3 protein-coding genes are annotated in these 1,774 nt (G+C 61.4%); all 3 read right to left on the reverse strand.

Features of this window, described 5'->3' with window-relative positions; all coding sequences use genetic code 11:
* On the reverse strand, positions 1 to 841 hold an 841-nt coding region (locus tag RMO25_RS05830; protein ID WP_309661663.1), incomplete at its 3' end, for a TonB-dependent receptor plug domain-containing protein.
* A 189-nt stretch (positions 842 to 1,030) separates the two neighbouring features.
* A complete protein-coding gene (locus RMO25_RS05835) occupies positions 1,031 to 1,258 on the reverse strand; it encodes a PF20097 family protein (RefSeq protein ID WP_309661664.1) in 228 nt (75 codons plus the stop codon).
* Positions 1,255 to 1,774, reverse strand: a 520-nt coding sequence (gene infC, locus RMO25_RS05840) for a translation initiation factor IF-3 (RefSeq protein WP_405051848.1), incomplete at its 5' end; no start/stop codon positions are given. The genes RMO25_RS05835 and infC, both read right to left, overlap by 4 nt.

Genomic DNA, 1,774 nt, shown 5'->3' on the forward strand with positions numbered 1-1,774 from the left:
CGCAGCATTCCTCGTCGCGCTTCGCATAATCGCCGATCAGCCGGAACGAAACATCATCGTTGGGCTGGTAGAGTAACTGGGCACGCACCATCCAGCGGTCGCGATTATTGACGCGCTCGTCGGTGATCGAGTTTTTGATGAATCCATCGCGTTTCATATAAACGCCGTCGATGCGCGCGGCGATGGTTTGGGTCAGCGGGCCGGTGACCCCAAGCTCAACGCGCCTCGAATTGTAATTTCCAAAGTCCAGCTGGCCGTAGACCGACGGCTGAAAACGCGGCTTGGCGGTGATGATCGAGATGATGCCAGCCGACGCGTTGCGGCCGAACAATGTGCCCTGCGGACCGCGCAGAACTTCGACGCGGTCGATCTGGCCAAGCTCGGTCAGTCCCACACCGGTGCGCGACCGGTATACACCGTCGATGAACACGGCGACCGAACTTTCGAGCCCTGGATTGTCGCCGACCGTGCCGACGCCGCGAATCCGGGCGACGCCCGCGCCGGCTTCGGACGAGGTCGAGGAGACGAGCAAGGATGGCGACACCTGCATGATTTGGCGAATGTCGCTCGCGCCCGAATTCTCCAGAGTCTCGGCTGTGATTGCGCTGACCGCCAGCGGAACGTCCGACAGCGCTTCATTGCGCCGGGTTGCGGTAACGATGATGTCGCCGGTGTCGACCGGCCGGCTGTCGACCGCCTTATTGTCCACGGCCGCCGCTTCGGCGGTTGCACCGTCGGTCGGTTTCGCGGCTCCCTGGTCGGTGTCGGTGACTTGCGCCTGCGCCGGAACGGCCAGTGCGAACAGACCTGCTGAAAGCAGCCATACGGATTTGCGCGCCATCTTCGACTCCCCCTGCCAGAGTGATGCAGGAGGGAAGGCTAATCCAGCGATGCGACTAAGGAAAGTGGACCGCCACATTCTGCAACAATTATGCCAAGGGATTGCAGCACAAATGCAACAGCCGGTAGGACTCTCCCGCATTCCGTAAGGTAAAGGCGGCAAGCGCAATGACCCGTGGCGGCGGCGGCATCAACCCGATGCGTAACTTTCGAGATATCCGCAGCGCCGGCAGCGGTAAGTTGCGACGTCGATCTGGTCGAGACCGCGCACCTTAAGGCCGGTCCAAATGCTTTTTTGCGGCAGTCCGGCGACCCACTTGGGAACCGCCCTAGTGCCATAAGCGACGTCGATTATATAACCCGGCTCCATGGCCGATGAGCAGCGCGGGCAATTTAACGACCTTGTGGGTTCGCTCACTTGGGCGACAGCACCATCAGCATCTGGCGGCCTTCCATGCGCGGGTGCGCTTCGACCTTGGCCAGTTCGGCGGTCTGGTCCTGGACCCGGCGCAGCACGGCCATGCCCAATTCGTTGTGCGCCATCTCGCGGCCGCGGAAGCGCATCGTTACCTTGACCTTGTCGCCGTCCTCGAGGAACTCGACCACCTTCTTCATCTTGGTGTCATAGTCGTGGTCGTCGATGTTGGGACGCATCTTGATCTCCTTGATCTCCTGCGTCTTCTGCTTTTTGCGCTGCTCGTTGGCCTTTTTCTGCGCTTCATATTTGAAGCGGCCGATATCGAGGAACTTGGCGACCGGCGGGTCGGCGTTGGGAGAGATTTCGACCAGGTCGAGGCCGACGTCGGCGGCCTGCTCGGCGGCTTCGCGCGTGTACATCACGCCGAGGTTTTCGCCGTTTTCGTCGATCACCCGCACTTTGGGAGCGGTGATGAACTCGTTGTAGCGGGGGCCGGACATGGCCGGCGGCGTCTGC

The organism is Sphingomonas sp. (assembly GCF_031361285.1).
Classification (GTDB): domain Bacteria; phylum Pseudomonadota; class Alphaproteobacteria; order Sphingomonadales; family Sphingomonadaceae; genus Sphingomicrobium.